We start from the raw sequence: 691 nt of genomic DNA, 5'->3' as shown, positions 1-691 counted from the left end.
AAAAGAAGCCAAACCTAGTTTTGATTGTGCTAAAGCAAAAAGTAAGGTTGAAAAGATGATTTGCAATGATGAAGGTGGGGAGTTGCAAAAACTTGATAGATTATATTCTAAACTCTATTTTTCAATACTAAAGAGTATCCCAAAAAACACAAAAGAGGGGCAAAATGCAAGAGAAAAACTAAAGTATTTTAATATAGCTGTCATGAAGAATAGAGATACATTCCAATGTTATTTTGCAGTCGAAGAACAAGAAGACTTTCAGCTACATTCTAATGATTGCATAAAGCAAATTTATTTAGAAGCGATTGCTACTTTAGCTTTTAGAATGATAGATAGTGAAGCTAATAGAAAAAAATGGAATTTTAATCAAAAAATGGAAGATTTTATTAATATTCCTATTATCAATAAAAATGGAACTTATGATGGGATAAATATGAATTTTTTATCTAATTATAATCTATTTAGTAAATTTTTTGAAAACACTACTCAAAGCGTTGTTGTGGATTTTATGGCTTATAATATTGCACAATGGAACTATTTTATCACATATTCTCTAAGAAATGAAATAGGTATATATCATTTTGATATGATAGTGGATGAATACAAAGAGTATTATAATGATTTGTACCAAGCTTTTACAGAAGATAAAAAACTTAATAAATTATTAGGAAACTAAATGCCAATTAAGACA

At 26.8% G+C, this 691-nt stretch carries 1 protein-coding gene; it reads left to right on the top strand.

Annotated elements, in window-relative coordinates; all coding sequences use genetic code 11:
- Window positions 1-676, top strand: a 676-nt coding sequence (locus tag AJN60_RS07545; RefSeq protein ID WP_070286208.1) for a lysozyme inhibitor LprI family protein, incomplete at its 5' end; no start/stop codon positions are given.
- Window positions 677-691: the final 15 nt, after the last annotated feature.

This window comes from Campylobacter sp. BCW_4323, assembly GCF_001763115.1.
Taxonomy (GTDB): domain Bacteria; phylum Campylobacterota; class Campylobacteria; order Campylobacterales; family Campylobacteraceae; genus Campylobacter_D; species Campylobacter_D jejuni.
This window is presented reverse-complemented; position numbering and strand designations above follow the sequence as displayed.